Source organism: Streptococcus sanguinis, from assembly GCF_050222175.1.
Taxonomy (GTDB): domain Bacteria; phylum Bacillota; class Bacilli; order Lactobacillales; family Streptococcaceae; genus Streptococcus; species Streptococcus sanguinis_M.
Map to the genome: position 1 here is coordinate 823,644 of NZ_CP071420.1, position 21,748 is coordinate 845,391.

Below are 21,748 nucleotides of genomic sequence, written 5' to 3' on the forward strand. Positions count from 1 at the left end.
AAGACTTGCATTTTCATTTAAATTTGATAAAATAGTAAGGAAAGTTAGACTGTATTGCCTACTGTCTATCTATAAAATATATTTTATTGGAGGCTTTTACTCAAATGGCAAAAGAAAAATACGATCGTAGTAAACCACACGTTAACATTGGTACTATCGGACACGTTGACCACGGTAAAACTACTTTGACAGCAGCTATCACAACTGTATTGGCACGTCGCTTGCCTTCAGCAGTTAACCAACCTAAAGACTATGCGTCTATCGATGCTGCTCCAGAAGAACGCGAACGCGGAATCACTATCAACACTGCGCACGTTGAGTATGAAACTGCTAAGCGTCACTACGCTCACATCGACGCTCCAGGACACGCGGACTACGTTAAAAACATGATCACTGGTGCCGCTCAAATGGACGGAGCAATCCTTGTAGTAGCTTCAACTGACGGACCAATGCCACAAACTCGTGAGCACATCTTGCTTTCACGTCAGGTTGGTGTTAAACACTTGATCGTCTTCATGAACAAAGTTGACTTGGTTGACGATGAAGAATTGCTTGAATTGGTTGAAATGGAAATCCGTGACCTCTTGTCAGAATACGACTTCCCAGGTGACGATCTTCCAGTTATCCAAGGTTCAGCTCTTAAAGCTCTTGAAGGTGACTCTAAATATGAAGACATCATCATGGAATTGATGGACACTGTTGATGAGTACATCCCAGAACCAGAACGCGATACTGACAAGCCATTGCTTCTTCCAGTCGAAGACGTATTCTCAATCACTGGTCGTGGTACAGTTGCTTCAGGACGTATCGACCGTGGTATCGTTAAAGTCAACGACGAAATCGAAATCGTTGGTATCAAAGAAGAAATCCAAAAAGCAGTTGTTACTGGTGTTGAAATGTTCCGTAAACAGCTTGACGAAGGTCTTGCAGGGGACAACGTAGGTGTGCTTCTCCGTGGTATCCAACGTGATGAAATCGAACGTGGACAAGTTATCGCTAAACCAGGTTCAATCAACCCACACACTAAATTCAAGGGTGAAGTTTATATCCTTACTAAAGAAGAAGGTGGACGTCACACTCCATTCTTCAACAACTACCGTCCACAGTTCTACTTCCGTACAACTGACGTTACAGGTTCAATCGAACTTCCAGCAGGTACTGAAATGGTAATGCCTGGTGATAACGTAACAATCGACGTTGAGTTGATCCACCCAATCGCCGTTGAACAAGGTACTACTTTCTCTATCCGTGAAGGTGGACGTACCGTTGGTTCAGGTATGGTTACAGAAATCGAAGCTTAATTCGATTCCGTTCCCAGATAACAATTATAATCAGACACTAAACCTCGTGAAAACGAGGTTTTTTAGTATACAGAAGAATAAAAGGTAGTCGGTAATCTCCAGAATAGATAGCTTGATTTTGCAGAACCACCTTTAAGATGATTTAGGAAACGGAAAGAGAAGAAGTATAGATATAAGCTTGATAGAAGTTTTGTCCTTTTTAATTAGGTTGGGGAAGAAAGTATCATTTAAAAGAGAGATTCTTTCAAGAAGGATTTTCACTTTTCACTGAAAGTATAGTATAATAAGAAATAGAATACATTTGGAGAAGAAAAATGCCCTCAAAATCAGGATCATCACCTTATGCTAAAAATAATGACGGTAATAAAGAAATAGAAAAAATAATCTCAAAAGAAGGACTGAAAAATAACTATATATGGAACATGTTGGGGACAGTCTCATCTTCATTGATATCAGTCGTCTTGCTTCTACTAGCTTCTAGATTTCTAGATTCAAGAGATTCTGATATTTTTAGTATTGCTTATGCTCTTGGTCAGCAGTTCTTTGTTCTAGGTTATTTTCAAGTTAGAAATCTGCAATCTACGGATGTAAAAGAAAGATACCAATTTGGTTCTTATCATAATACGAGACTTTTTACGGTCTTTTTGATGATTTTAACATCGTTTATCTATACTCTATGGCAAGGGTATGATGTTTACAAATCTAGTATTATTTTATTGCTTGTTGTTTATCGGGCTATAGATGCGTATTCAGATGTTTTTCAAGGATTATTTCAGCAAAAAAATAGATCAGATTTAGCCGGAAAGGTGCAATTCTATAGGAGCTGGATTTGTATGTTAATATTTGCGATAGTCCTGTTGCTTACAAAATCATTGATGGTAGCTAGTATTGTTATTTGTTGTGCGAATTTTATTCTGACCTTCCCCTTAGATTTCAGAAACTGTAGATTACATTTTTCTCAGGAAAAGTTTTCGCCTAAACTCCATGATGATAGAAAAAATGTGTATTCTATTTTGAAAAATAGTTTTCCCTTGTTTTTAAATGGATTTTTGATAACGTATATCTATAACGAGCCAAAAATTGATATTGATTACCTTTTGACAAATGGCTATTTTTCATCTGGGGTTCAAAGAGACTTTAATGTTCTATTCATGCCTGTCTTTGTCCTATCCCTTTTATTCTTCGTCCTGAGACCGTTGACTACACAGCTTTCTATTTATTGGAACGAGAAGAAATTTACACTATTTTTCAAACAGGTCAATACTCTAAATCTAGTAATGACTGTTTTAGGACTTGTTATTGTTATTTTGGGCTATCTGATTGGTACAGAAGTGCTTAGTGCTGTCTATGGTATCAAATTACAGGAGTATAAGCTTCCTTTCACTATATTACTTATAGGCGGTATTTTGAATGTTTTTGCTCTAGTGGTTGATATCATTATGACCATCTTTAGAAAACAGCATTATCTGATGATAGCCTATTTATTGACATTTGCTGTTTCAAAATTTATTACTTTACCATTTATTCGTGATCAAAAATTGCTGGGAGCTGCTAATTCCTTTTTAATCTCCATGTGCGTCTTTTATGCAACAAGTCTGATTATTTATGGCATTGCTAAAAATCAGGAAAAAAGAAAGAAGTAGAATTTTATGAATATCTTATTTACATTAAATGATGCGTTCGTACCTCAAGTTGCAACCTGTATGTGTTCTATATTTGAGAATAATAAATCTGCTGAGAATATTACAGTATATTTAATTGGCGAGAGGATAAGCCAAGAGAATCAAAACAAATTAAAAGGATTTGCTAAAAGTTACGATAGAAAAGTTTGTATTATTTCTATAAATAATATCGCAGACTATATTGATTTTGATTTTGATACAAACGGTTGGTCTTCAATTATTTTGGCACGTCTTTTTTTAGATAAACTTCTTCCACAAGAAGTTGATAGGATTTTATATCTCGACGGAGATACACTAGTTCTAGAAGATATAGGTTCTCTTTTTTATAGCGACTTAGGAGATAAGGTAATAGGTATGTGTCCCGAACCAACTGTGGATAAGTCAAGAAAGGAATTTCTAGCTTTGAAAGAGCACCCCTATCATAATTCGGGTGTCCTATTGATCGATCTAAAAAAATGGCGTAGGGAAGAGATTGGTAAAAAGGTCATAGAATTTTATCAATTTCATGAAGGAAAGCTATTCGCACCAGACCAAGATGCCTTAAATGGAGCCTTGAAAGAGCAAATTTTTACCTTGCCAATTTCCTTTAATTATTTTAATATTTATGATGTCTATCCTTATAAAACGTTGAGTGAATTAAGTAAGCCAACTAAGTTTATGTCACAGGAAGATTTTAATCATTTTCGGAAAGCACCTACAATTATTCACTATCTAGGTGAAGAGAGACCTTGGCGGAAGGGGAATACACATAGGTTTAAAAAGGAGTACCTCTATTATCTACACAAAACTCCATGGAAGGATACACCAATGGAAGAAGGTTGGCAGCTGTATTTTGTTTGTTTTAGAATCTTTAATATTGTTATGAAGCCTTTTCCAATGCTAAGATATAAGATTATCAATTCCCTAATTCCGAGCTTTATGAAATATAGAAAAAAACAGTTGCAGAAAAACAAAAAATAATGTGATGACATGTTATAGAAAGAATAGATTAAATTAATGAAAGTTTTAATGATAATTCCTGCTTATAATGAGGAAGAAAGTATTTTAAATACGGTTATGAGCATTGTAGAATATCGGAAGAAAGTTGATTTTGACTTAGACTACGTAGTTATCAATGATGGATCCGTTGACAGAACTAAGGAGATTTTGGACAGCCATCATCTGAATGCTATTCATTTGGTTATGAATTTAGGGATTGGCGGAGCTGTTCAGACGGGCTATAAGTATGCTCTTGAGAAGGATTATGATGTGGCCGTACAGTTTGATGGAGATGGTCAGCATGATATTGAGTCGCTGGATGCTTTGCTGGATCCTATTCGTCGTCAGCAGGCTGATTTGGTTGTTGGTTCTCGTTTTATCGGTGACAAGTCTTCGGAATTTCAGACGACTTTTATGCGGCGTTTTGGCATTACCATTATTTCAGCTTTTATTAAATTAACAACTGGCAAAAGGATTCTGGATACCACATCAGGCTATCGTTTGGCCAATCAAGACATTATTAGACAATTCGCTGCGCGCTATCCTATCAAGTATCCTGAGCCAGAATCAATCGTCCATATCTTGAAGCGGAAATATAAAGTGGTGGAATCACCAGCCAATATGTTTGAACGTGCAGGAGGAGTCTCTTCGATTACTCCTATTAAGTCCATTCGCTATATGATTGAAGTTTGCTCTTCGATCTTGATTGCTGCTTTTATGAAAGAGAGTGAATAATGTCCATTTTGTCTATTGTTATGCTAGTGGCTTCAGTTCTATTCCTGTATTTTGTCTTTCGGAATATCAATCAAAACAATATTTTATTTGAGCAAGCCTTTATGTGGATTATTATTGGCTTTGTAATGATTGTTATCTCTATTTTTGATTGGATTCCAGTTTCGATTGCCAAATTGTTGGGCTTTGAGCTGACCTCAAACTTTGTCATGTCCTTGGCCATCTTTTTCCTACTGATTATTGTTTTTTTACATACTATTTCCATTTCCAAGCAAAAGGAGCAAATCAAGCAGTTGGTGCAAGAATTGTCTATCATGAAGCAAAGAATGTCCAAGTTAGAGAGTGAAAAAGATGAAAAATAACCATACCTGGGTGATTTGCGCCTATGGCGAGAGTGAATTTTTAGAAGCTTGTATCCTGTCTTTGCAAGCTCAAACCTTGCCATCAAAGATTATCTGCTATAGCTCAACACCGTTGGATTCAATCAAGCAGCTGTGCCAGAAGTACGGTATTCCTTTTTACACGAAAGAAGGCGGTGGTATCGGTAAGGACTGGAATAATGCCCTTTCCTTTGTTGAGACTTCTTATGCTACCATTGCTCATCAGGATGACTACTATGAGCCAACTTATCTAGAAGCAGTGATGCAAAAAATAGAGCAGTCGAAGGACATTCTCATTGCCTATACAGACTATTTTGAAGAGAAAAATGGAGTCAAAATTCCGGCTAATACTAATCTGAAAATCAAGACTCTCATGCTTAAAACCTTGAATCTGATGCCGGCCAGCCGTTTTTGGAGAAATCGTGTCCTGGCTTTTGGAAATCCTATTTCCTGTCCGGCGGTAACTTACAACTTAGAGGCATTAAAGGATTTTCGATTTGATGAGGAAATGCGCGTGAGTCTGGATTGGTATGCTTGGTACAAGATTAGCGCCTATAAGGGTCGCTTTGCTTATATTTCTGAGAAGCTTATGTGCCACCGAATTCATGGAGAGTCTGAAACAACCAAGACCATTTCAGATAACACTCGGACTAAAGAAGATTTGTTCATGTATCAGCTTTTCTGGCCAAAGTGGGTGGCAAATCTGATAAATAAAGCATACATGAAGAGTCAAGATGCTAACTCAAACTAATAGAGTTATTTACAAGGAAAGTATATGAAAGATTTAATATCTGTTGTTGTAACTTGTTACAACCATCAAGATTACATTGAACAGTGTTTGCGCAGTATTTTTGAGCAGACCTATCGAAATATTGAGTTACTGGTATTGGATGATGGCTCCTCTGACCATTCTGCTGAAATCATAGAGTCTGTCTTGGTGGATTCCCCTTTTTCGACGCGGTTTGAAAGCCATGAAAATATGGGGGTTGTCAAGACAAGAAACAAGGCTTTGCAGCAAATTCAAGGCACTTATTTTATTTTTGTGGATAGTGACGATTTTCTGGATTCAGACTATATTGAGAGCTTCTATACAAGCATGGTGCAAGAGGAGGCAGATATTGTCTATGGTGATTTGTATAATCCTGATAAAAAGGAGTTCTACCTTAAATCACGGCCATTTGACAAGCTAGCTTTCTTAACGGAGAATTATATTTCCAACTGTTCTCTCATTCGTCGTTCGGTTGCTGATGGTATTTATTATGATGAAGCGCTGAATCGTGAAAAACTGGAAGACTATGATTTTCTTTTAAACTTAATTATCAATCAAGGTGCGAAACCAGTTTATAATGTAAAGACAAAGCTGAATTACCGGGTCTTTGATAAGGAGTCAATCTCTAAACGGGATTCTACGAGATATCATTACGAAATGTATCTGAAAATCCTGCGTAAGTATGTGAGACAGATACCAGATGAAATTTACCAAGCTCTGGGCAAGAACATATTTACACTGGAAGGTCGTTTGGATGAGTTGATTCAGCATATGGATAAAGTGAACGACTATGTTCTTGAACTGCAGGAGGATCAGCGACAGTTATATAAAAATCTAGACTCCTTGAAATTCAGGCTGAGAACGATAAAAGAACAGCGAGATGAGGCTATTCAGGAGCAATTTCGTATTCGCCGATCTATTTCCTATCGACTGGGGAATGGCATGATTACGCCATTGAAACGTCTGGCTCGATTAGTCAAAAATCCTCGCAGTATCAAAGCTGCTTTAAGTCGGATTAAGCAACAGCTGGTTCGTTTGAAACGCCAAGTTAAGTCTCCTAAGGTTTATTATTATCAATGGCTACGGAACTCTCAACGAGAAAAAGCTTTAGCTTCAGTTTCAAGTGGCGAAAAAGTCTTAATTTATGTCATTTTTGAATCTGAGCCACGCTTGCAGCAGTATAAGACTATCTTTTTAGAAAAGTTAGCAGTTTTGGCTGATAATACTCTCATCGTCGTTAATGGTGGACTGGCTGCAGAGGATTTAGAAATCTTAGGACAGTATGGTCAAGTCTTGGTGCGGGATAATACCGGCTATGATACGGCAGCTTTTCGTGAAGGCATTCTTTCCTTAGGAAAGGAAACGCTGCAGCATTGTTCTCAGCTGATGCTCGTCAATGACACCAATATCGGCCCTATGAGTGATTTGGCGGCTGTCTTTCAAACTATGGCTGGCCGAAATCTTGATTTTTGGGGAATTTCCTATGGTGAGACCCAGGAAGATATTACTGGATTTAACCGCTATGGTTACATTCCCAATCACCTACAGTCTTATTTTTTGGTGATTGAGCCTTTGCTGCTTCAGTCCGAAGAATTTTACGACTATTGGGAAGTGCTGACTGACACGGATTCACGGGAAGAAGCTATCGGAAAGCATGAAACGACTTTTACCAAGTACTTTGCTGACTTGGGCTATCGTTACGATGCCTTGGTTCACGAAAATCGGGATTCGGCTATGTATATTCATCCATTAAGGATGTTAAAGGCGGGCAGTCCTCTGATTAAGTATACTTCTTTGAAGAATTATGATGATCAGCAGTTTTTATGGCAGGGTCTGGGAAGAGAGTCAGAGGTTCCTGATGTATTGGACTATGTTCGGGAGAAGACAGACTACCCAGTGGAGATTCTTGAGAACATTGTTCAAAAATTTAAAGCGGTGCCTCGTGATCAATACATTCTCATCATTGACGGTGTAGAGAATATCATTCCGCAGTGTACGCGCTACCGTGTTCTCAATAAGGCAGAGCAGCTTAGAAAGAATGGCTTTGCTGTGAAAGTGGTCAATGCGTCTGAGTTTAGTCTGGCTCAGGCCCAGTATGCTAGCCACATCATTATCTACCGCGCTCCTTGGTCCGCCCAGCTCCAGCTTTTATGCGATTTGGCTCGGGAGGAGCATAAGCCAGTCTATTTTGATATTGATGATTTGGTCTTTGATACCCTTTATACGGATCAGCTTAGCTATACCCAAGGTTTGTCTGAGAAGGAAAAGGGCAATTACGATGCTGGTGTCAAGAATTACGGGAAAATGCTGGCGGCTTGTGATGGGGCGATTACCTCCACTAATCAGCTAAAAGAGGAATTGCTCAAATACAAGGACTCCGTCCTGCTGAATCGTAATCTGGCGTCCAGCGAATTGATTGCGGTTAGCTCGCAGTTCTTGAAGGAAGACTTTGGTGCAGACGACAGAATCAAAATCGGTTATTTCTCTGGTTCTATCAGCCACAATGAAAATTTTGAACTCATCAAGCCGGCTATCAAAGAAGTGCTTGACAACTACCCATCCGTGGAGCTTCATATTGTAGGGCACTTGGATATCCCTCAGGATATGAAACAATATTCGCGGCGTATTATCGTCCATGAGTATGTGGACTGGAAGGCCTTGCCTCAGCTGATTAGTCAGGTTGATATTAATCTAGCTCCGTTGGTTGACTCAGTCTTTAATCGGGCTAAGTCAGAAATCAAGTGGATAGAAGCAGCTCTGGTCAAGGTACCAACGATTGCCAGTCATATTGGTGCTTTTTCTGACATGGTGATTGACGGTCAGACGGGACTTTTGGCTAAAGATAGTGAATGGAAAGAAAAGCTGGAGAGCTTGATTCTTTCTGCTGATTTACGTAGAGAACTGGCAGAGAACGCCTACGCTTTTGTATTAGAAAATTGCAGTTTAGATAAAAAAGATGAAATGGTGACTTATTTTGAAAAGAAATAAAGAAGTAAAAGTTGAGAATATTTTCTTATTATTGGCAAGTGTCTTTGTCTTGACTTTTATGATTGCACAACCGATTAATCGAGTGCCTGATGAGACCAATCATGCTCGTATGACATGGGAAATCTTCCATAAACCGACTAGTCGAACATATAAATGGATGGATAAAATCCCATCCGCTCCGAATGTTTCTCCGGCAGAGTACAAGCAGCTGTTCTCAGAGAAGATAGATCTGGCGCAAGAAGAGTTTACCTTTGGCTTTAATCTCAAGGCTATCTCTTTTCTGCCTCAGCTACTAGGTATGACCTTGGGAAGCATGCTTTATCCGTCAGTAGGCTTCATCGTGATGATGGGGAGGCTCTTTAATGCTTTGGCATATATCATCGGGGTTTATCTGCTGATTAAATACTTCAAATATGGCAAAAAAGCTCTGCTTTTCCTATCTCTTTTGCCTATTATGGTCCAGCAGGCTGCTTCTCTCTCTTACGATGTGATGAGCTATCTGGAGATTATGTTGGCGGTTGGCTTTTTGACCAATATTGCCTACCATAAGAAATTTACCAACAGAAATGTACTTGAGCTTTTGGTGATTTCTATAGGCCTCTTTGTCACCAAACCGAATAATGTTCTTTTGTTAGGCTTGCTGCCTTTTGTTGACTTTGAGTTTGAAGGATTCCTTGCGGTTCTGAACAAGCCTTTTGCGGCAACCAAAGCTTTTGTAGCTCGTTATCGCTCTATCTTCTATCTACTTGGCTTTTTAGCTTTCTTTCTTGCCCTGCATCTAGCCTTTCGAAATCAGGGTGGGCTCTTGCACTATGGCCAAGTTTTGCTGAATACGCTCTTTAAGCAAAGTGTTAATGGCGACTTGAATACGATTTTGACAATCGGTATGTTTGGCTTTTTGGGGAATTTTACTATCCAGCTGCCGCTTTGGTTGATTTTTATTGATGTGGCAGTCTTGGCGCTTATCTTCTTGCAGTCGCAGAAAGATTTTATGACCAAGGGCTATACAGTCATGTCGCGTTATCTGTTTCTGGTTCAAGTGATTGCTGTTGTGTCGATTATGTATCTGCAGTGGACGCCCATCGTTCTAGGTAAAGGTGCCATGATATCTGTTGGTGCTCAGGGACGTTATTTTACACCCTTCTTGATCTTACTGCTACCAACTGTTGCTAATCTAGGGACCTTGGACATTAAAGACAGGGTGGTGAATCGAATGATGGTTGGGACTCTGTTAGCTAACTTCTTGGTCTCCCTTTACTTGATGGTGCCCTTTTATTGGAATGTATTAGGATAAGCTATGAAAAAAAAGATATTATTCATTTCGCCGACTGGAACGCTGGATAATGGAGCTGAAATCTCTATTGTCAATTTGATGGAATACTTGGTCCAGACGGGCCATCAGGTTATCAATGCGATTCCGGATTATCATGTAGCCGTTCAGCAGGACTATATATCCAGCTTGGCAGCCTTGGGTATTGAGACTATAGCCTTGCCGTCAGTTAAATGGTGGTGGGAGGACGCTCCTGGTGGCCTACCAGACAGTCCTGAGTCTAGGTCTCGCTCTTATCAAGAAAATACCTCAGTGCTCAGAAAGATACTAACGGAGCGAAAGATTGATTTGGTTATTACCAACACGGTCAATATGTTTCAAGGTGCAGTGGCAGCGGCCTGCGAGAATGTTCCGCATTTCTGGCTGATTCATGAATTTCCTGACGGAGAGTTTGGTTACTATAAGGAAAAGCTAGATTTTATCAGTGATTACTCGCAGGAAATATTTGCAGTTAGAGGTGCCTTGCAGAGACAGTTACAGGAGCTGCTGCCCAACAGAAAAGTCTTGTCTTTTGCCCCTTTTACGAAAATTCAGCCTACTGATACAGAAGAAAAGGATGGAGCCGAAAGGCGTATTGTGTCAGTTGGACGCTTGACAGAGCGGAAAAATCAATTAGAATTGATAAAAGCCTATGACCAGCTATCTCAGCCAAAACCGGCCTTAGTTTTTATCGGTTCCTGGGATGATGAGTACAAAAAAAGATGCGATACTTATATCTCCGAACACCAGGTCAAAAATATTAGTTTCTTGGGACACAAGGACAATCCTTGGGTAGAGGTGACGGAAGCAGATCTTGCGGTATTTCCGTCTGCGATGGAAACCTTTGGCTTAGTCTATATTGAAGCGATTATGAATGGCCTTCCGACCATTTTGTCGGACAATCCTGGTCATCTATCTGCCTATGAAATCTTTGAAGAAGGTCAGCTGTATTCATCTGGCAATATCGAGGAGTTGGCTGATAAGATAAACATTGCCTTGGCAAACTTTGAGAGATTGAAAGACCAGTCGGTGGCCAATCTTGGAAAAATCCAAGAGCGCTACACGGTTCAGAGTGTTTACCAAAACTTATTGGATAAGATTGAAAACACTGAAATATACAAGGCTAACTCTTTGCGTCATGTCAAGTGTTTATTGGATACAAATTTACCTTCTCAACCAGCCAGCTCTTTCTTACGCAAAGTGAAAAATAAGCTGCTTTCTGGCAGAAGAGGTTAAAGAAAGAAAAGGACAAGTGCAGCCGCGGCTCTACCTGTCCTTTTTGTATTATACAAACACACTAGAAAGTGGTATAATGGAATGGATTGTAAAATCTTGAATTGAGGGAAATCATGAAACATGTCTTCATCATCGGGAGTCGGGGACTTCCTGCCAAATATGGAGGATTTGAAACCTTTGTTGAGAAATTGACAGAGCATCAAATCTCTTCTCAAATCCAATATCATGTGGCTTGCTTATCAGATGATGAAGCTTTTCATCATTTTGACTACAAGGGAGTAGACTGCTTTACAGTCAAGCCACCCAAGCTTGGTCCGGCCCGTGTAATTGCCTATGACATGATGGCTGTCTCCTACGCCCTCAAACTTGTCAGGAAACAGCAGATTGAAGAGCCAATTTTTTACATTCTTGGAAATACGATTGGTGCTTTTATCTTTCCCTTTGCTCGTCGTATCCATCAGGCAGGCGGTAAATTCTTTATCAATCCTGACGGGTTGGAGTGGAAGCGGGCCAAGTGGTCTAAGCCAGTCCAATCCTATCTCAAGTATTCTGAAAAGGTCATGACCAAGCATGCAGACTTGGTTATTGCGGACAACCAAGGCATCGAAAGCTATATTCAAAAAGCTTATCCTTGGGCTAAAACGACCTGTATCGCTTATGGAACCGACCTTTATCTGTCCAATCTGACGGAAAACGAAGGCAAGGTCAGGGTCTTCTTTGAAAAGTGGGCCAGTAAGGAAAAAGACTATTACCTTATTGTCGGACGCTTCGTTCCGGAAAACAACTATGAAACCATCATTCAAGAATTTATGAAATCCAAAACCCAACGTGATTTGCTGATTATCTGCAATCATGAGGGCAATCTCTATTTTGAAGAGCTCAAGCAGAAAACAGGCTTTGACCGTGATTCTCGCATTAAGTTTGTCGGTACGGTCTATGATCAGAATTTGCTCAAATATATTCGTAATCATGCTTTTGCCTACATACATGGACATGAGGTTGGTGGGACCAATCCGGGACTTTTGGAAGCACTGGCTCAGACAGATGCCAATCTGGTGCTAAATGTGGACTTTAATCGGAAGGTGGCAAAAGAAACGGCTCTCTACTGGCAAAAAGAAGCTGGCCAGCTGGCCCAGCTAATTGACCGAGTAGATGCGCAAACAGAGTTTACGGAGCTAGGTCAAGCAGCCAAAGAAAATATGAAAGAAAACTACACCTGGGAAAAAATTGTGGGTGAATACGAGGATTTATTTTTATCATGAAAGTGACCATTCTTCTGTCCACCTATAATGGGGAACAGTTTCTGGCCGAGCAGATTAAGAGTATCCAAGAGCAGACATATAGGGATTGGCAGCTGCTGATTCGTGATGATGGCTCTACAGATGGGACGCGGGCTGTCATTGAGGACTTTTGTCACAAGGATGACCGCATTGCCTTTATCAATCGGAAAAATCCGCAAAATCTGGGTGTCATTCAGAGTTTTCATAGCCTGCTTAAATACCAAGATTCGGATTTCTATCTCTTTAGCGACCAAGATGACGTTTGGCTGCCAGACAAGATTGCCATGCAATTAGCTGAGGCAGACAAGTATGATAGCAGTCTGCCCTTGCTGGTTTATACTGACTTGAAGGTCGTAGATCAAGAGCTACAGGTTGTTCACGAAAGTATGATTCGCACTCAGTCAGATCATGCTAATACAGAACTAATCCAAGAGTTGACGGAGAATACGGTGACGGGCGGTGTTTCTATGATAAATCGCGCCTTGGCTCAACTCTGGACTGGGAAGGAAGAGCATGAACTGCTCATGCACGATTGGTATCTGGGCTTGCTGGCTGCGGCTTTTGGCAATCTAGTCTATATTGACAAGCCGGGTGAGCTCTATCGCCAGCATTCGAATAATGTGCTAGGAGCTCGAACGCTCAGAAAACGCGTAAAAAACTGGGTTCGTCCCCATGTTCTTTTTACCAAATATTGGAAACTGATAAAAGACAGTCAGACTCAGGCTAGAAATTTGCTGGTCCTGCCGCTGACTGCTGAAAATAGAGAGTTAATTGAGAACTTTGTGACCATTATGGAGGTTCCTTTTAAGGAGCGCTGGCGCAGGATTCGCCAGTATGGCTACCGTAAAAACCGCACTTTTCATACCCTTGTTTTTACGAGTCTCATTCTCACAAAGTTTGCTTATAAGGAGTAATATTCATGGATTTTTTTAGTAAAAAAAATCGAATTCTTTTGAAAGAATTAATCAAGACGGATTTTAAGTTGCGTTATCAAGGGTCCTTGGTCGGCTATCTCTGGTCGATTTTGAAGCCATTGATGATGTTTACCATCATGTATCTGGTCTTTGTCCGCTTTTTGCGCTTTGATGACGGAACGCCCCACTATACAGTAGGACTCTTGCTGGGGATGGTCTTCTGGTCTTTCTTTACCGAAGCCACCAATATGGGCATGCTTTCCATCGTTTCTCGGGGAGATTTGCTTCGTAAATTAAACTTTCCCAAGCATACCATCGTCATTTCATCCGTTCTTGGAGCGGCAATCAATTTTCTGATTAATCTGGTCGTTGTTTTCCTTTTCGCCTTGATCAATCAGGTGGAATTCGGCTTGCATACGCTAGTGATTATTCCTCTTTTTCTGGAGGTATTGGTCTTGGCAATGGGCTGTGCCCTCATGCTGTCTTCCTTGTTTGTGAAGTATCGGGATATTGGACCGATTTGGGAAGTGGCTCTTCAAGCAGGAATGTATGCTAGTCCTATTATTTACTCTCTGACCTTTCTTTTGCAGCGGAAGCAATTCTTTGTCGCTAAAATTATGATGCTCAATCCGATTGCTCAGATGCTGCAGGATATGCGCCATTTCATCGTTTCTCCTGTCAATGTTAGAGGCTGGGATATCGTGAATAACAAACTAATCGCCCTCATTCCTTACTTGATTCCTTTTGTGATATTGGCTCTAGGTTTGTTCTTCTTTAATAAAAATGCTAAGAGATTTGCGGAGATTTTATAATGTCAAATAATATTGCAGTAAAAGTCGACCATGTAAGTAAATTCTTTCGATTGCCTACTGAGGCTACTCAGAGTTTGAGAACCAGTCTGGTCAATCGTTTTAAGGGGATCAAAGGCTACAAAGAACAGCATGTTTTGAAAGATATTTCCTTTGAAGTTGAAAAAGGGGACTTCTACGGGATTGTCGGCCGTAATGGCTCCGGTAAGTCCACTCTCCTGAAAATTATCTCTGAGATTTATATTCCGGAGAAGGGCAAGGTAACTATTGATGGTAAGTTGGTTTCCTTTATTGAGCTGGGTGTCGGTTTCAATCCAGAACTAACTGGCCGCGAAAATGTCTATATGAATGGTGCCATGCTGGGATTCTCAACAGAAGAAGTAGACGACATGTACGATGATATCGTGGAGTTTGCTGAGCTGGGCGAGTTTATGAATCAAAAACTCAAGAACTATTCCAGCGGTATGCAGGTGCGTTTGGCCTTTTCTGTGGCCATCAAGGCTCAGGGTGATATTCTGATTTTGGACGAGGTCTTGGCTGTTGGGGACGAAGCCTTTCAGCGTAAGTGTAATGACTATTTCAAAGATCGCAAGGAGTCAGGTAAGACGACCATTCTGGTGACCCATGACATGGGAGCTGTTAAAAAATATTGTAATAAGGCTGTCTTGATTGAAAATGGCTTGGTCAAGGCTATCGGCAATCCAGATGATGTGGCCAACCAGTATAGTCTGGACAATGCGACTGAAACAAAAGCCATGAACGAAGGATTTCAGGTTGAGAATGCAGCAGTTTCTGATTTGAAAGTTAAGCTCTTGCATTCGCCTCAGATTTCACCTGAACAAGAGATTGAATTTGAAATTTCTTATCAGGTGAATCAAGACCTACCGACCTATGTTTCCTTTTCTCTGACAGATATCGATCGAACCATCTGGCTTTACAATGATAATTCCATGGATCAGCCGACAGAAGGACCTGGACAGAAGCGCTTGACTTACAAGTGCCATGTGTCACAGATAAATAACGCTAAGTTAAAACTGCAGGTTTCAGTGCGGGATCAGGAAGAACAGATTCTAGCCTTTGCAGACTCTCAGAACAACCCTGTTATCTTAGTCAATCGTCAGGATATTAAGGATGACGATGTCTCTGCTAAGGATTCTGCCACTGGCTTAATCCAGCGTAATGGCAGTTGGAAGATTTCTCAATCATAAAGAATAAGGTATTTTCATGGAACGAATATTACTCTATGTTCATTTCAATAAATGCAATCATATAAGCGGTCATGTCTTCTATCAATTGGAGCAGCTAAAGCCGCTTTTTTCTAAGATTATTTTTATTTCAAATAGTTCTTTGAGCAATGAGGACAAATGCCGGCTGAGAGAAGACTTGGGAATTTCTGACTTGCTTGAGCGTGATAATCGAGGCTTTGATTTTGCAGCCTGGCGTGACGGTATGAACTGGCTGGGTTTTGACACTTTGCAGAACTCAGACTCTCTGACTCTCATGAACGACACTTGCTTTGGTCCGCTATGGGATTTGGCGTCCATTTATCAGCGCTTTGAAGAGGATTCGCAAGTCGATTTTTGGGGAATGACTAATTTTCGCAAGACCAGGTACTTTGAAGAACACCTGCAGAGCTACTTTGTCACCTTTAAGAAGTCAGTTCTTAAAGACAAGGCTTTCCGAGAATTTTGGTCTCAGGTAGAAGATTTTGCTGACGTTCAAGATGTGATAGACCATTACGAGACTAAGTTTACCAAGCGTTTTTTAGAGGCAGGATTCAGATATCAAGCTCTCCTTGATACCCGTCAGGAAGAAGCGGGAGAATTGCTTCATCCAGATTTTTCATACTATAAGCCACTTAAGATTCTGGAAGCAAAGCTTCCTTTTCTAAAGGTAAAAGCTCTCACAGGCAATCCTTTTTTGGCTAGGTATTTGCTGGAAGAACTTGAAACAAGCTCATCCTATCCGACTTCGCTTATTAGGGAACACCTTTTCTATCATTTTGGTCCTGACCTTCCTTGTTTGCTACAGGACAAGTATTTGTCTCAGGCAACTTCGAACTATCGGGCTGATCAGCCTGTCCTCCTGCATATTCATGTAACGGATTTTCCTATTTTTCAGCACTATCAGGACAAGCTATTCTCTCTGTCATCTCAGTATCAGTATTTAGTGACTGTAGCGCAGCCAGAAATGCTGAAACAGCTGCAGACAGCGCTGGCACATCTGGGCGATAAAGTTCAGCTTGTCCTAAGTCAGGCATCGCATGCCTGGCTTGCCATGCTAGACCAGAAGGAAATTCTGCAAGACTATGCTTATATCGGCCATCTATCTACTCATCAATTGGTAGAGAATCAGGCTGTTTTTGACCAAGCTATGCGCTCTGATTTGATAAATATGATGGTTTATTATGCAGATACAAGCATAGAAGCGCTAGAGCAGGAGTCTGCTGTAGGGCTGGTTATTCCAGATTTGCCGCGCCTAGTCAGAGATGGCTTGTTTGAGTCAGAACCGCCGCGTCCAAGGCTGGCTGCTATCTGGCAGGAAGCTGGTTTGCATAAGTCTTTTGACTTTATGACTCCCCCTTCTCTAACGAGAGTCTATGGTGGCTTTGTATGGTTTAAATACTCTGCTTTGGCTAGTTTGTTCCAGATGAAGAGTTTAGAAAGCTTGCCATCCTCTGAGCAGGAGCTGTCTGATGTTTTAGAGCATTTATTGGTTTATCTAGCTTGGGACAGTCATTATGATTTCAAGATTATGCCCTTATCTTCCCTCCCCTCTTTACTGGACTGGCAGAGGAAAAAGGCAGAGTTGACCGAGCAAAAAGAAAAATTAAGTCAGAAAAATTTATCTCAAAAGATTAGAAATCGTTTGTCCAATCTTTTAAAGAAAAAGTGAGATTCTTAATTCACAAAAAATCTCGCTAGAGAATTTAACTATTTACCAGAAAGAAAAATGAAATTTTTATTCAACCACTATAAGCAGTTCTCATACCTGCTGATTAGTTTTTTACTTTTAGATATAGTCGCTGTCACGACAGTTTTACTATTGGAGGAAGGCGAAGATTTGCGGAATTATCCAGCCTTGTGGCTGGCCTTTCTGATGCTGCTCCCTCTTTTGTTTTGCTTGGGTAAGCTTTTGTCTCAGCTCTTCAGCAAAAGATTCTTCGTATGGTCAGCTATTATTTACGCTCTCTATACAGGATTTTCTTACTTACTGACAGTAACTCAGCACGTCAATGATTTTGAGTTCAAAGCAGAACGGGTTTTCAGCAATCATTTTTGGCAGTTTAACTCCCTGCCTGGCTTGCTTTTGATTTTCTTATTTGCGTATATTTTTATCCATTTTCCAAAGCTTAAAAAACGCTTCCCAGGTAAGTTCTTGCAAGTTACTAAGAAAAATAGAGAGGTACTGGAAAATCTTTTTCTATCCCAACTCTTCCTATTTCTTGCTTTGATGGACGATAAGATGCCGGAATTGCTGCATCACCAAAGCTATTTAGTGAATTTCCTTGAGGAAGGCAAGTTGGATATAACGCAGAACTTTGTGCTAACTTTCCTCTGCCTTATCGCACTAATCTTTATCCTGCTTTCTCTCCCCAGCTTTCTAGCTGTTAAGGGATTGCGTGATCTCGCTCAGAATAAAGCCAGTGTTTCTGTTGCTTTTGTGTTGAGTGCAGTGTTTGCTCTTATATTTAACTATACAATCCAAAATAGTATCCGAGGAGATGTGATTGTTTTGGATCAGTATCTTTTTACTGGAGCCAGTCTCTTTCAAATCATTGTTTTTTTCATGATTTTTATGGCTCTTTACCTGATTTTCAATCATTTTCTCCTGCCAACCATGCTGATAACAGCGCTAGTAGTGGTTGCTTCCATAGCCAGCAGTCTAAAATTTCAGTATCGCCAAGAGCCAATATTGCCTAGTGATATGGTCTGGCTGAGAAATCCCAAGACTCTCTTTGACTTTCTCGGAGGCAATTATGGATTTTATGCTATTTTGGGACTTGCTGCTCTAGGCGCTCTCTATTGGTATTTGCGCAAGAAAATCTTGCCAGGCAAGCTCATTACCCTTCTTAAATACCAGCTTCTCTTGCTAGTCCTGCCCTTGGTCTTTTTCTTGGGAGTCATGGATATATTTGCCACTAAAAAGAATGGCAAAATAGTAGAGAATATCCCAGTCATTTCGGTCTTAAATAATTACCATGACCTGACTTGGATGGGAAATACTGTCAATTCACAGCTGCGCTCTCTTTCTTTTGTCTGGTTTTCACAGATGTCGGATACAACCATGATTGAGCCACGTGGCTATTCTAAGGAAAAGATTCAAGAGATAGAAAAAAAGTATAAGAATGTTGCGGAAGCTATTAACAAAGAACGCCAGAATAAAATCGAAGATCAAACGGTAATTTATCTCCTGAGTGAAAGTTTTTCTGATCCAGCTCGGGTTGATGGCGTTACTATGTCTGAGAATCCAATTCCTTATATTCAGGAAGTTAAAACTCGCACCACCAGTGGACTGATGAAGTCAGACGGCTATGGTGGAGGAACGGCCAACATGGAATTTCAGACCCTGACAGGTTTGCCTTTTTATAATCTGTCTCCATCTATTTCGGTTCTCTATACTGAAATTGTCCCGAGGATGAATAGATTTCCTTCCATTAGTGATGCTTATTCATCTAAGAATCGGACAGTAATCCATCTGGCCTCCCCTAGCAATTATGCAAGAAATGTCATTTATCAGGATTTGGGATTTGATACCTTTATTCACTATGGCACTAAAGGCCTGAAGGGTGATAATATAGGTGGTAATTACAGCGATAAAACGACTTACAATCAAGTCTTGGAGCATTTGAATGGCAAGCAGGGACAGTTTTTCTCTGTCATGACCATGCAGAATCACATGCCTTGGAGTGAGCCTAATCCTGTCTACATGTCTGCCAGCTATCCTGACTTTAGCAAGGAATGGAACGAATCTCTTTCCAGCTATGTCAGAATGCTTTACCATACAGATCAGGCGACCAAGGAGTTTTTGGAGAAGCTTTCAAAGGTAGATAAAAAAGTAACAGTCGTCTTTTACGGTGACCATTTGCCTGGTCTCTATCCTCAGTCAGCCTTTAAAGAAAATCCAGAAAGCCAATATCTGACAGATTATTTCGTTTGGAGTAATTATGAAACTCCTAAACTCGATTATCCAAGAGTCAATTCTAGTGATTTCTCCGCTCTCTTACTGGAGCAGACCAATTCCAAAGTATCACCTTACTATGCTTTATTAACAGAAGTATTGCATAAAGCAAGTGTCGATAAAAAGGAATTGGACGAAGAAGCTCAAGAAATAGCAGATGATTTGAAACTGATTGAGTATGATATGGTCAGAGGAAAGGGTTACTTGTCTGATAGCTTCTTTAAGACAGCAAAATCATAAATAAAAAAATAGAATAGGCAAGTCTACCTGTTCTATTTTTTCTTAATTTATGCTAAACTAGTAGTATGGGGGTGTGAGCATGATAAAGATTTTCGGTAAGGTTCGCTATCACTGGCAGCCAGATGTAGCTATCCTGATAATATATTGGTCTTTATCGGTCATTCCGATTTTTGTTGGTCTAGCTTTGATGTATGAAAGCTCACGAGTGCCGACTCTTGTTCTGTTTTCTTTCTTCTTGTTCATGGTTTTGCTGGGAATGGGAGTTCATCGTTATTTTACCATTTATGATGATGGAACCTTGCGAATTATCACAGCCAATCCCTTTACTCCGATAAAGGTCAAGATTTCAGATATTGAAAAAGTCGAAGTGACTAAGACGTCAATTACCTTATATTTTAAAGGGCAGAACCGCAGCCGGAGTTTTTGTATGCGCAAGTGGCCTAAGAAATATTTTGTCAATGCCCTGGCCCTTAATGAGCATTTTAAGGGTGAGGTAGAATTAGTAGATAATTTTACCCATATTGACTATTTTGAAGCTTACTATGGCAGTCAGTCCAAAAAATCCTAGTCTTTCAAAAGAGCTCGGGTTGGGCAGCTTTTGATGGCTTCCACGACATCGGGATCCTCAGCAATTTCCTTTTCTAGGAGCTGGTCGTCCTGGTAAAATTTGACGATGCCATTGTCATGATAGTCAAAAAGATCTGAGTAGGTTTGACAAAGCCCACAGGCAATGCACCGTTCGGGAATGAGTGTTACTTTCATACCCATATTGTAATAAGATTTTAAGAAAAACTCAAGGAGGAAGTCATGGAAAAAGAACCATGGGAAGAAGATGTATACGATAACGGAGAAGATAAGTTGAAACGAACTAAGAAGTTTAGCGCCTTGAATGCAGACCGCTTATTGACCATATTAACCATTATTTTCTGTATTTTAGTGGTTGCGGTGGTATGCTTCCTGACCTATCTGTCTACTGGAGGAAGTAATAGACAGACCCAAATGGAAGGTTTCTACGGCACTTCAGCAGCAAGTTCTAGCAGTGAAGCGTCTTCTACAGCAGAGCAGACGGCGGCAAATACCACAGAATCCTCTGAAGGGACTCTGACTGTTCAGCCTGGCGAAGGAGAAGCAGCCATTGCGGCGCGTGCAGGTATTTCTATTGCCAAGCTGGAACAGCTTAACCCTTCTCATATGTCTACTGGTTCTTGGTATGCCAATCCAGGTGACGTTGTGAAGATTGAGTAGGAGCCAGCCATGAAACAGATTCAAATTGCGATTGACGGTCCTGCTTCCAGTGGAAAATCGACCGTTGCCAAGATTATTGCTAAGGATTTTGGCTATACTTATTTAGATACAGGAGCCATGTACCGGGCTGCAACCTATCTGGCTCTGCGGCATCATCTGACAGAAGCAGATGCCACTGAAATTGTAGACTTGCTCAATAATCATTCGGTCAGTTTTGGTCGAGCGGAAGATGGCGAGCAGCTAGTCTTTGTCGGCGACGTGGATGTGACTCACCCGATTCGGGAAAATGAAGTTACCAATAATGTTTCCTGGGTATCTGCCATTCCTCAAGTCCGTGAGAAACTGGTGGCCTTGCAGCAGCAAATTGCAGCTCAGGGAGGGATTGTCATGGATGGCCGTGATATTGGAACGGTTGTCTTGCCTCAGGCTGAGCTCAAGATTTATCTGGTAGCCTCGGTTGATGAAAGAGCTGAGCGCCGTTATAAGGAAAATTTATCAAAAGGTATTCCTGCTGACTTGGAGAAACTGAAAGAAGAAATTGCAGAGCGGGATTATAAGGACAGTCATCGCGAGGTTTCGCCATTGAGACCGGCAGACGATGCCATTCATTTTGATACCACGGGTGTTGGCATTTCTGAAGTTGTTGCATTTATCGAAGAAAAAGCGAAAAAAATAATTGACAAATAAAATGAAACTTGGTATGA

The 21,748-nt window shown here is 40.6% G+C and carries 19 protein-coding genes; 18 read left to right on the forward strand and 1 reads right to left on the reverse strand.

Annotated features, from left to right (window positions below; genetic code table 11):
* Positions 1-104: 104 nt before the first annotated feature.
* The 16 genes from tuf (at position 105) to J1C91_RS04280 (ending at position 20,367) form a co-directional block, all read left to right on the forward strand.
* Positions 105-1,301: an elongation factor Tu gene (tuf, locus tag J1C91_RS04205; RefSeq protein WP_002895003.1), complete on the forward strand. Its 1,197-nt coding sequence runs from the start codon at positions 105-107 to the stop codon at positions 1,299-1,301.
* Between the two features lie 314 nt (positions 1,302-1,615).
* On the forward strand, positions 1,616-2,944 hold the full coding sequence (locus tag J1C91_RS04210; protein WP_002909340.1) for a lipopolysaccharide biosynthesis protein: 1,329 nt from the start codon (positions 1,616-1,618) through the stop codon (positions 2,942-2,944).
* Positions 2,945-2,950: 6 nt separating this feature from the next.
* Complete coding sequence (locus J1C91_RS04215; protein WP_002909341.1) at positions 2,951-3,943, forward strand: glycosyltransferase family 8 protein; 993 nt, start codon at positions 2,951-2,953, stop codon at positions 3,941-3,943.
* A 36-nt stretch (positions 3,944-3,979) separates the two neighbouring features.
* Positions 3,980-4,696, forward strand: coding sequence for a glycosyltransferase family 2 protein (locus J1C91_RS04220; protein WP_002909342.1), 717 nt, complete (start codon positions 3,980-3,982; stop codon positions 4,694-4,696).
* Positions 4,696-5,055 carry a DUF2304 domain-containing protein gene (locus J1C91_RS04225; protein WP_002909343.1) on the forward strand — a complete coding sequence of 120 codons (360 nt, stop codon included), beginning with the start codon at positions 4,696-4,698 and terminating at the stop codon, positions 5,053-5,055. The genes J1C91_RS04220 and J1C91_RS04225 overlap by 1 nt, the downstream gene beginning before the upstream one ends.
* A complete protein-coding gene (locus J1C91_RS04230; protein ID WP_002904930.1) occupies positions 5,045-5,824 on the forward strand; it encodes a glycosyltransferase family 2 protein in 780 nt (259 codons plus the stop codon). The genes J1C91_RS04225 and J1C91_RS04230 overlap by 11 nt, the downstream gene beginning before the upstream one ends.
* 24 nt (positions 5,825-5,848) lie before the next feature.
* Positions 5,849-8,830 carry a rhamnan synthesis F family protein gene (locus J1C91_RS04235; protein WP_002909345.1) on the forward strand — a complete coding sequence of 994 codons (2,982 nt, stop codon included), beginning with the start codon at positions 5,849-5,851 and terminating at the stop codon, positions 8,828-8,830.
* A complete protein-coding gene (locus J1C91_RS04240; RefSeq protein WP_002909346.1) occupies positions 8,817-10,124 on the forward strand; it encodes a DUF2142 domain-containing protein in 1,308 nt (435 codons plus the stop codon). The genes J1C91_RS04235 and J1C91_RS04240 overlap by 14 nt, the downstream gene beginning before the upstream one ends.
* Before the next feature lie 3 nt (positions 10,125-10,127).
* Positions 10,128-11,375, forward strand: coding sequence for a glycosyltransferase family 4 protein (locus J1C91_RS04245; protein ID WP_125438136.1), 1,248 nt, complete (start codon positions 10,128-10,130; stop codon positions 11,373-11,375).
* A 113-nt stretch (positions 11,376-11,488) separates the two neighbouring features.
* Positions 11,489-12,637, forward strand: a complete 1,149-nt coding sequence (cps2T, locus tag J1C91_RS04250) for a beta 1-4 rhamnosyltransferase Cps2T (RefSeq protein WP_125342317.1) — start codon at positions 11,489-11,491, stop codon at positions 12,635-12,637.
* The gene (locus J1C91_RS04255; RefSeq protein WP_125342316.1) at positions 12,634-13,569 is read left to right on the forward strand and encodes a glycosyltransferase family 2 protein; all 936 of its coding nucleotides are present in this window, start codon (positions 12,634-12,636) and stop codon (positions 13,567-13,569) included. The genes cps2T and J1C91_RS04255 overlap by 4 nt, the downstream gene beginning before the upstream one ends.
* 5 nt (positions 13,570-13,574) lie before the next feature.
* Positions 13,575-14,381, forward strand: a complete 807-nt coding sequence (locus J1C91_RS04260; RefSeq protein ID WP_002895024.1) for an ABC transporter permease — start codon at positions 13,575-13,577, stop codon at positions 14,379-14,381.
* Entirely contained in the window at positions 14,381-15,586 is a 1,206-nt protein-coding gene (locus J1C91_RS04265; RefSeq protein ID WP_002909350.1) for an ABC transporter ATP-binding protein, read from the forward strand. The genes J1C91_RS04260 and J1C91_RS04265 overlap by 1 nt, the downstream gene beginning before the upstream one ends.
* A 16-nt stretch (positions 15,587-15,602) precedes the next feature.
* Positions 15,603-17,273 (forward strand): rhamnan synthesis F family protein, encoded by a 1,671-nt coding sequence (locus J1C91_RS04270; protein WP_125438133.1) that lies wholly within the window; start codon positions 15,603-15,605, stop codon positions 17,271-17,273.
* Between the two features lie 57 nt (positions 17,274-17,330).
* A complete protein-coding gene (locus J1C91_RS04275; protein WP_125438129.1) occupies positions 17,331-19,799 on the forward strand; it encodes an LTA synthase family protein in 2,469 nt (822 codons plus the stop codon).
* A 79-nt stretch (positions 19,800-19,878) separates the two neighbouring features.
* Positions 19,879-20,367, forward strand: coding sequence for an EbsA family protein (locus J1C91_RS04280; protein ID WP_002900006.1), 489 nt, complete (start codon positions 19,879-19,881; stop codon positions 20,365-20,367).
* Here J1C91_RS04280 and J1C91_RS04285 read toward each other — a convergent pair.
* Positions 20,364-20,561, reverse strand: a complete 198-nt coding sequence (locus J1C91_RS04285; protein ID WP_312022720.1) for a ferredoxin — start codon at positions 20,559-20,561, stop codon at positions 20,364-20,366. The genes J1C91_RS04280 and J1C91_RS04285 overlap by 4 nt on opposite strands.
* A gap of 45 nt (positions 20,562-20,606) precedes the next feature.
* On the opposite strand from J1C91_RS04285, the gene J1C91_RS04290 reads away from it, so the two are divergent.
* Positions 20,607-21,044: an SAG1386/EF1546 family surface-associated protein gene (locus tag J1C91_RS04290; RefSeq protein WP_002895035.1), complete on the forward strand. Its 438-nt coding sequence runs from the start codon at positions 20,607-20,609 to the stop codon at positions 21,042-21,044.
* Positions 21,045-21,053: 9 nt separating this feature from the next.
* The gene (cmk, locus tag J1C91_RS04295; protein WP_002909356.1) at positions 21,054-21,731 is read left to right on the forward strand and encodes a (d)CMP kinase; all 678 of its coding nucleotides are present in this window, start codon (positions 21,054-21,056) and stop codon (positions 21,729-21,731) included.
* Positions 21,732-21,748: the final 17 nt, after the last annotated feature.

Coding starts and splice junctions, on each gene's coding strand:
- J1C91_RS04265 (WP_002909350.1), top strand. CDS start 14,381: ATGTCAAATAATATTGCAGTAAAAGTCGACCATGTAAGTAAATTCTTT.
- tuf (WP_002895003.1), top strand. CDS start 105: ATGGCAAAAGAAAAATACGATCGTAGTAAACCACACGTTAACATTGGT.
- J1C91_RS04220 (WP_002909342.1), top strand. CDS start 3,980: ATGAAAGTTTTAATGATAATTCCTGCTTATAATGAGGAAGAAAGTATT.
- cps2T (WP_125342317.1), top strand. CDS start 11,489: ATGAAACATGTCTTCATCATCGGGAGTCGGGGACTTCCTGCCAAATAT.
- J1C91_RS04275 (WP_125438129.1), top strand. CDS start 17,331: ATGAAATTTTTATTCAACCACTATAAGCAGTTCTCATACCTGCTGATT.
- J1C91_RS04210 (WP_002909340.1), top strand. CDS start 1,616: ATGCCCTCAAAATCAGGATCATCACCTTATGCTAAAAATAATGACGGT.
- J1C91_RS04235 (WP_002909345.1), top strand. CDS start 5,849: ATGAAAGATTTAATATCTGTTGTTGTAACTTGTTACAACCATCAAGAT.
- J1C91_RS04285 (WP_312022720.1), bottom strand. CDS start 20,561: ATGAAAGTAACACTCATTCCCGAACGGTGCATTGCCTGTGGGCTTTGT.
- J1C91_RS04290 (WP_002895035.1), top strand. CDS start 20,607: ATGGAAAAAGAACCATGGGAAGAAGATGTATACGATAACGGAGAAGAT.
- J1C91_RS04215 (WP_002909341.1), top strand. CDS start 2,951: ATGAATATCTTATTTACATTAAATGATGCGTTCGTACCTCAAGTTGCA.
- J1C91_RS04225 (WP_002909343.1), top strand. CDS start 4,696: ATGTCCATTTTGTCTATTGTTATGCTAGTGGCTTCAGTTCTATTCCTG.
- J1C91_RS04260 (WP_002895024.1), top strand. CDS start 13,575: ATGGATTTTTTTAGTAAAAAAAATCGAATTCTTTTGAAAGAATTAATC.
- J1C91_RS04245 (WP_125438136.1), top strand. CDS start 10,128: ATGAAAAAAAAGATATTATTCATTTCGCCGACTGGAACGCTGGATAAT.
- J1C91_RS04280 (WP_002900006.1), top strand. CDS start 19,879: ATGATAAAGATTTTCGGTAAGGTTCGCTATCACTGGCAGCCAGATGTA.
- J1C91_RS04255 (WP_125342316.1), top strand. CDS start 12,634: ATGAAAGTGACCATTCTTCTGTCCACCTATAATGGGGAACAGTTTCTG.
- J1C91_RS04230 (WP_002904930.1), top strand. CDS start 5,045: ATGAAAAATAACCATACCTGGGTGATTTGCGCCTATGGCGAGAGTGAA.
- cmk (WP_002909356.1), top strand. CDS start 21,054: ATGAAACAGATTCAAATTGCGATTGACGGTCCTGCTTCCAGTGGAAAA.
- J1C91_RS04270 (WP_125438133.1), top strand. CDS start 15,603: ATGGAACGAATATTACTCTATGTTCATTTCAATAAATGCAATCATATA.